7 protein-coding genes are annotated in these 8,042 nt (G+C 34.0%); 5 read left to right on the forward strand and 2 right to left on the reverse strand.

Annotation, left to right across the window (positions count from 1 at the left end):
* Positions 1-708 precede the first annotated feature (708 nt).
* From yhdJ to LEP1GSC202_RS10960, 3 genes are all read left to right on the forward strand, one after another.
* Positions 709-1,566, forward strand: coding sequence for an adenine-specific DNA-methyltransferase (gene yhdJ / locus LEP1GSC202_RS10950; RefSeq protein WP_015677828.1), 858 nt, complete (start codon positions 709-711; stop codon positions 1,564-1,566).
* Positions 1,563-2,678, forward strand: coding sequence for a hypothetical protein (locus LEP1GSC202_RS10955; RefSeq protein WP_015677826.1), 1,116 nt, complete (start codon positions 1,563-1,565; stop codon positions 2,676-2,678). The genes yhdJ and LEP1GSC202_RS10955 overlap by 4 nt, the downstream gene beginning before the upstream one ends.
* 749 nt (positions 2,679-3,427) lie before the next feature.
* On the forward strand, positions 3,428-4,117 hold the full coding sequence (locus tag LEP1GSC202_RS10960) for a hypothetical protein (RefSeq protein ID WP_015677823.1): 690 nt from the start codon (positions 3,428-3,430) through the stop codon (positions 4,115-4,117).
* Positions 4,118-4,489: 372 nt separating this feature from the next.
* Here the strand turns inward: LEP1GSC202_RS10960 and LEP1GSC202_RS10965 are convergent, their stop codons facing one another.
* Both LEP1GSC202_RS10965 and LEP1GSC202_RS10970 read right to left on the reverse strand, forming a co-directional pair.
* On the reverse strand, positions 4,490-5,293 hold the full coding sequence (locus LEP1GSC202_RS10965; RefSeq protein ID WP_015675630.1) for an IS3 family transposase: 804 nt from the start codon (positions 5,291-5,293) through the stop codon (positions 4,490-4,492).
* On the reverse strand, positions 5,290-5,556 hold the full coding sequence (locus LEP1GSC202_RS10970) for a transposase (protein WP_015675631.1): 267 nt from the start codon (positions 5,554-5,556) through the stop codon (positions 5,290-5,292). The genes LEP1GSC202_RS10965 and LEP1GSC202_RS10970 overlap by 4 nt, the downstream gene beginning before the upstream one ends.
* Positions 5,557-5,670: 114 nt before the next feature.
* Between LEP1GSC202_RS10970 and LEP1GSC202_RS10975 the strand changes: the two genes are divergently transcribed.
* Positions 5,671-6,195, forward strand: a complete 525-nt coding sequence (locus LEP1GSC202_RS10975; protein WP_015677827.1) for a hypothetical protein — start codon at positions 5,671-5,673, stop codon at positions 6,193-6,195.
* A 289-nt stretch (positions 6,196-6,484) separates the two neighbouring features.
* Positions 6,485-7,048 (forward strand): hypothetical protein, encoded by a 564-nt coding sequence (locus LEP1GSC202_RS10980; protein ID WP_015677825.1) that lies wholly within the window; start codon positions 6,485-6,487, stop codon positions 7,046-7,048.
* Positions 7,049-8,042: the final 994 nt, after the last annotated feature.

Genomic DNA, 8,042 nt, shown 5'->3' on the forward strand with positions numbered 1-8,042 from the left:
ATAAATCAGGTCCAATTTTAAGAAATTTGTTAAAACAACATTGATTTTAAAACTTAAAACACTGCGCATAACTGACGCTAACCACTTCGCGGCGGGACTCCGCCCTTGCTCGGTCTGCGACACATAGGCTTTTGTCACTCCTCTTGCTTACGCAAGCCTCGTGCCAGTCCCTAACGTCCCGTTTCCGGGACTCAGGGTCACCCTACGTCGGTTAGCCTATTCGATAATTGCAATTGGTTGATCAATAGAATAAGACGCGCAAATTTTTTTGAATGTGAGTGATGTCGATTAAAGCGGGAGAAAATACATGGCTGTGTTACTCCATTTACGTCTGTTACAGGATTATTGCTTTTTTAAGAGAAAAGTGAAAAATTTGCGCTTGATTGGATATTACTAACGACCCCAATTCTTTTGTATTCGTAACCAACTGCAATTATCATCCGCTAACCACTTCGCTTCGGGACTAGCCCTCGCTTGGGCGGCGCCACATAGGCTTCTGGCACTCCACTTGCTTACGCAAGCGTCGTTCCAGCCCCTAACGCCTCTTCGAGGCTCAGGGTCAGCCTACGTTGGTTAGCTAGTTCGTTATACGCCATGCCTCGAGAGTAAATAAACTGCTGAACTATGGTCAAGAAAAGTAAGATTATGATATTTTTTGATCTAAATTGAGTGTTGCAGAATTTCAGAAGGATAGTATTATGTCCTATTATGGAAGTTTTTCAGTCTGATGGTCATAAAATTATCCAAGGGGATGCAATTATTGCTCTCGATTCATATATTGAAGATAATTCTATCGATTTAATCTTTGCTGATCCACCATATAATATTGGAAAAAATTTCAATGGATTAAGAGATAAATGGGACTCTGATAATGAATATTTAACTTGGTGTTACCAGTGGTTGGATTTATGTATAAAAAAATTAAAACCAACAGGATCTTTCTACGTAATGACATCTACCCAATTTATGCCCTATTTCGACATTTATTTACGCGAAAAAATTAACATCTTGTCTAGGATAATTTGGAGCTATGATAGTTCGGGTGTCCAAGCTAAAAAATTTTATGGATCAATGTATGAACCAATCTTATTTTGTGTAAAAGATAAAGAAAATTATACCTTTAACGCAAATGATATTCTCGTAGAGGCGAAAACAGGATCTAAACGAAAATTAATTGATTATAGAAAAAAAATTCCGACTGTCTATAGTTCTGAAAAGGTTCCAGGTAATGTATGGGAATTTTCTAGAGTACGATACCGAATGGATGAATATGAAAATCATCCAACTCAAAAACCAATAGCTTTATTAGATAGGATAGTAAAAGCAAGTTCTAATTCTAATGATACGATTTTGGATCCTTTCTCCGGCACATTTACTACATCATTCGTGGCAAAATCTTTAAATCGGAAAAGTATAGGCATAGAAATTAACAGAGAATACGCAAAAATTGGATTAAGAAGACTGAATATTATACAGGAACTTGATGGAATTCAATTGGAAAAAGAGAAAAGAAGTTTCGAAAATAAGAAATTAGAACCAACATTGCCTTCATTATTTAATCAATGACCACTGAACCACAATTTTCAGAAAAGATTCAAGAAATTCTTGATAAATATTTCAATGATGACGCGCAAACAATATTTAACTCAAGCGATTTACTTAAATACATAACCAACAAGACAAAATCTGCTAACAGCGGATCTAAATCAAGATCTAGTTTTGGTAATTTATATGCTATTTATGTGCTACTGGAAGATTATAAATTAAAAGGATTTATTGAAAATCCCAATTATTCTAAATACGAAGGAGCAACTTTTGGTGATCTTTTCTCAAGACAAAGGGAACTCCCGTTTGGTTCTAAACTTCAAAATCATGCTTTAAATCATCGCTTAAATGAAGAATTCAGGAAATTTTTTCCCACCACCGAATATATCCCTATCGTTAGAGATCTTAAAAAAAATCGCTATTGGTTTAACGAAAATTTAATCATTGTAAAGGTTAAAAAGAAAAATTTCAATCTTTGCGAAGCAATTTTAGAAATCATAGAAGAATATATAAAATCTAAAAAAGATTCTTTCGATAAATTTATAGAAGCTTGCGAAACATTAAAAACGATTATTGATCACGATAAGGAATCTGCACAAACATTTATACTCTCTTTACTTTCCCCTAATTCTGACGCACGATTATTTGAAATTGTAAGTTATTCTATTCTAAAATATTTTTATCTAGATCAAAAACTATATTGGGGATTTGATACCACTTCATTAAACGAAGACTACTTAAAATTATACAAAACGGGGAGAACAAATGCAAATGATGGTGGAATAGATTTTGTAATGAAACCGTTGGGAAGGTTCTTTCAAGTAACTGAAACAGTTGAGGTTACAAAATATTTTTTAGATATTGATAAAATAGAGCGCTATCCTATAACGTTTGTGATAAAATCCATGGAAAGTTCTGAATTACTACGTAATAAGCTGGAACTTGATGCACATAAAAAATATGGCATTGATGTGGTTGTTCATAGCTATATGATGTGCATTGAAGAAATAATCAATATTCCAAATTTAATTAAAATATTTGATTCTTCCACCAGAGCAGGCCATCTAAATTCTATTTTAGATGAAATAATAATCCAATCAAAAGTCGAATTCAACTATGATACAGAAAATTAGAATCTAGTACTGAGGCACGGCGTATAACAGCGCCTTAACGCTTCGCTTCGGGTCTTCGCCCTCGCTCGGTCTGCGACACATAGGCTTCTGGCACTCCCCTTGCTTACGCAAGTGTCGTTCCAGTCCCTAACGTCCCGTTCGGGACTCAGGGCCAGCCTACGTCGTTAAGGCTATTTCGTTATACGCAATATCCAAAAAGTGAATAAGATATACTTTTCAAGTAATCGCGTTTATGCTCTATTTTTAAAGTTTATCTTTGCATTAGAAAAGTTCTATCGCAGTTCCGTTGAGTAAACAGAATCTCTTAATCCAAATTTTCATCTTAAGAAATATGAGAAAAAATGAACTGAAGAAAGAAATGAAGAGTTCTTGGTTTTATCTTAAATAAGAATTTATTTTTGGACGGCGACTATATTTTTACATAATGTAATTACGATTCTGTTTTATAATTTATAAAAGATTCGAAAACATAGACTTTAGGAAGAAAAAATGAAAGAATACGAAATTTGGCTAAATTCTTTTTTAATTACTTTATTCTTTCACACTGGATACTGCGTATAACAGCGGCTAACCACATCGCTTCGGGACAAGCCCTCGCTCGGCCTACGGCACATAGGCTTTCTGGCACTCGTTTGCATACGCAAACTACGCGCCAGTCCCTAACGTCCCGCTTCCGGGACTCAGGGTCAGCCTACGTCGGTTAGCCTATTCGTTATACGCAATTTAAGAAATTCAATTCAAGAATTAATATGCTAAAAGAGTTAAGATACTTACTATTCTTTCTTATTTCCATTAATTGCAGTAAACCAATAGAAAATAATGATAAAGCTTACAGTGGATTCAAAGAGGTTCCCTTTATTCATGAACATTGGACTAAACATGATTTTGCCTTATTAAAAAATAAGACTGAAATTTTTGAACATTTAGAAGATAAAATTCCTATAGATTTTTGTCCAAAAGATACAATAAGCAGAATCGAAAAGTTTTCCTCATTCTTTTATTCAAATAAATATCAACAAATTCGATTAGATCGAATTCTTATCACCTGCGGTGCAGTATCCGGATGGGTAAATCTAAAAAGTGGTAACTTGATTTTAGGAAATGAAAAAGTTCTTAAAAATATCATTGGAAATACGCTTTCTATTGATAGATTTAAAAGTAGGATGACTGGAATTACGACTATAAGTTATTTCAGAATTTCTATGACTCCAGAGCAATCAGTTTATTTTGGTTTCAAAGATTCTAAAAGAACTATAAAAGAAATTTTCCCAATATTCTATGAACGGAATGAAAATGAATGGATATTAGAAAATGAAAATACTAAATTGCAAATTGAAAAAAATCTTAAATATTATAAATTTAAAGTCCTAAAAGATAAACATAAGATTTTTAATTTTTTGAATAATAAAGAATTTATTTTAGAACTTGATGAAATCTAATAATCTTAAACTGCGCATAACAGCGACTTACCGCTACGCTTCGGGACAAGCCCTCGCTCGGCCTACGGCAAATTCCCCTTCTGGCATTCGCCTTGCGTTCGCAAGCTACATGCCAGTCCCTACCGTCCCATTCGGGACTCAGGGTCGGGGAACTTCGGTAAGCCTATTTCGTTATGCGAAATTTTAGGTAAACTTTCAAAATATATAAAATAGGAAAAATAAATTAAAGTCGTTAAATCATGAAATTAAAAAATAAATTTACCAAACGCACTGAATTTTTCATTTTTGAAAATGAATCAATTGTTTTTTATACTCTTACTGACCTGCCCCCATTTTCAGTACCAATGGATAAGTTAGTTTTCTCTAAACATTTCAACCATAAGATCGCTTAAACTCTGAAGGAGTCAAGTAATTCAATGAAGAGTGAAGACGCTCGTCGTTGTATTCCTTTTGGAAAATTCGCAAAGCATCGGTTAACTCTCTTTGATTTTTAAAGTAGTGTAGATTCAAACACTCATCTCTAAGTTTACCATTGAAACTTTCTATAAATGCATTTTGTGTTGGTTTTCCTTTTTCAATAAAGTGAATTTCTATCCCCTTATCTTCTGCCCATTTCTGGAAGTCTTTGGATGTAAATTCTGTTCCATTATCCAAAACAAATGCTCTTGGAAGTCTTTCGAGGGTGTTTAAATATCTGATCAACTTTTCTGACGAAAAAGTAAACTCTGCCTGAAGTATGGTATTCTCTCTTGTTAAATGATCAATACCTGTTAAAATTCTTTGCTTTCTTCCATCAATCGTCCGTTCGAAAACAAAGTCCATTGACCAAACTTCGTTTGAATTCTTAGGCAATGGTAGTTGCTGTGATGATGCATTTCTTTTCTTTCGCTTCGGTTTTGTCCTTATTTTAAGCCCTTCTAAGCAATATAGTCGATATACTTTCTTATGATTGATTGTCCTACCCGACCTTCTTAACCTTCGGTAAATTCGTCGATAGCCTTCCCGTTTCCATCGAAAAGCAAGTCTTCGAATTTCGTTCATTGTCTCTTCATCAATAGCTTTCGGCTGATAATAATAACTTGATTTAGGAAGAAGAACAACATCTAGGCTTCTGTTTAGAGAAAGTCCCTCTTCAACTAGCAGATCAACTGCTCTCTCCTTCGTTGATCTGCTCAAAACTTTTTTCCCAAAACATTCTTAATTGCTTGGATTTCGAGAGCCATGTCAGCTACCAATCTTTTGAGATTTGAATTTTCCTGCTCGAGTGCCTTCATCTTCTTGATTTCGCTAAGCTCCATTCCTCCATACTTGTTACGCCAGCGATAAAATGTTTGTTCAGTGATTCCGTATTTTCGTGAAAGTTCCTTGATTGGAATACCTGTTTCTGCTTCCTTTAATATCCGAAAAATCTCGCTTTCTTCTATCTTCTTTCTTGCCATAATGCTCTCTCCTTAATATCGGAGAAAACTAACTTAAATATCGGTGCAGTTTTTGGGGAGCAGGTCATTACTGATATCAATGATCCAATCATTAGAAATTACCCTTACCTAGAAATGTTAAATAAAAATCCATCAACAAATTACAAATGGTCTATATCTGATTTTGATGAACTTGGAATACTTATTAATTCGATACGATCTGAAAGAAATAACTTAATAAATAAGTTTCTCCGACCAAAAGTAATTGTCCTATTTCCTGAAGATATCTTTGAATCGGAAAGAGTATTTTTAAGAACCTTATTTGAAGAATTTGCGAAGGAAATTTATAACATAGAATTTTTCCATATTTGCCAATTGAGCATCTTTTCTATCGAAAATTTGGTAGGTAAAAGAATACTATCTATGGGAGATAGAATAAACCAAACATTCACTCTAATTGAAAATTCTAAAACCTATGACTCTAAAATCTTTAATATTAATGATATAAAAATTCAAGAAATGGATTTTGATCTAATTATCAGTCATAAATCTGAAGAAAATTCTAAAATGAAAAGCAACTTTTTTCTAAAAAGCGAAGAATTAAGATACCATTTAATCTCAGGTTCAAAGATATATATTGATTATATTAATTCAATTTAAAATAAATTTTCAAATCTTATCCTTTATATCCTTTCTTTTTAAAAATATTTAATGAATTTAAATAAATTTCACAAACCTAAAACTTCGCATAACAGCGACTTACCGCTACGCTTCGGCACAAGGCCTCGCTCGGCCTCCGGCAAATTCCCTTTCTGTCACTCGCTCGCATGCGCAAGCTACGTGCCAGTCCCTAACGTCCCTTCGGGACTCAGGGTCAGGGAACTTCGGTAAGTCTAGTTCGTTATACGAAATGGCACAATCAGATACACATTAAATTAGAAAAATAAAAATGAAAGTCAAACTTATAATCTTCCTTACATATTCTATTATCTTTTCTTTCATTAGTTATTGTGATACTCCGTCAGAAACTGATAAATCTTTTGAAAAATGCAGTAATGTTAAAAGTGATATTAAAGTAAAATATACGGGCGTATATAAATATGTTTACGAAGATGGAGGAGGACTAGACGAAAATCATCATATAATTCTCGAAGACAATAATGGGAAGATTAGAGGTTTCTATTTTGGAACAAGCGATGATTTTGATCAAGCAAGAGAAGGCTATTTACCAGGGTACTTTGCTAAAGAAATGGAGAATATTTGCCTAGATTCAGAATTGTTTACTTTTACTATCAAAATTACCGAATCAGATTTATTTGATAAACCTATACCTTTATCATTTAAATTTAATCCTCAAAATATAAAAGCAAAATTCAAGAAATGGGGAATAAATCCTATACTTCGGGAAAGAAATTATAAGGGTAATATCAAAACTAATAAAATAATATTGTCTTTCGATAAAAACGATCCAATTGGATTAGAAAAAAGAGAGTTTTCTAAAATTATAGAATAAGTCATATAATCAGTGATTATAAACTCAGTGCCACTTCGTATAACAGCGACTTACCGCTTCGCTTCGGGACTTCGCCCTCGCTCGGCCTTCGGCAAATTGTCCTCCTGTCACTCGCCTTGCTTACGCAAGCTGCGTGCCAGTCCCTAACGTCCCGTTTCCGGGACTCAGGGTCGGACAACTTCGGTAAGTCTAGTTCGTTATACGCAATATCCAAAAAGTGATTAAGAGACTCTTGGTAAGTATTTAAGCCTTTACTTTTGAATTAACGCTCTTTCTCTCTTGAGATTCGTTCTATCGCAGTTCTGTTTTTTAAAGTGCAATTTGGGATATTAAATCCTATTGGAAGAGAAGAATAAGAAGTTCTTAAGAAAGAAACAGAGGAAGAGTTCTTGGCCATTTTTTCCGACAGAAAAATAATCTTCTGACTATTATTCTCTTTTTTACCTGTTGAAGGAAATAATTTTTTTTTTTCAGAACCGATCTGTTAAATGAAGGATCAATTTGATTTTTAAAAAAATAGATGAAGAATGAAAAGAAAAAGGAATTTCGACTTTAATGTTTTCAAAATACTTTTATCTCTCACATTGGATACTGCGTATAACAGCGGCTAACCGCATCGCTTCGGGACTAGCCCTCGCTCGGCCTACGGCACATAGGCTTTCTGGCACTCGTTTGCATACGCAAACTCCGTGCCAGTCCCTAACGTCCCGCTTCCGGGACTCAGGGTCAGCCTACGTCGGTTAGCCTATTCGTTATACGCAATATCCAAAAAGTGTTACTCTCTTAGTAAATATTTAAGCTATATATTAGAACTAACGCATTTTTATTCATGAGATTCGTTCTATCGCAATTCTGCTGATTAACTAGAAAGTTTTAATGAAAATTTTCAACTTAAGAATTAAGAGAAAAGATGAACTAAAGAAAGAAATGAAGAGTTCTTGGTTTTATCTTAAATAAGAAATTATTTTTAGATGGCGACTCTATTTTTACATAA

Origin of the sequence: Leptospira yanagawae serovar Saopaulo str. Sao Paulo = ATCC 700523 (genome assembly GCF_000332475.2) — a bacterium.
In the GTDB taxonomy this organism is placed as follows: Bacteria; Spirochaetota; Leptospiria; order Leptospirales; family Leptospiraceae; genus Leptospira_A; species Leptospira_A yanagawae.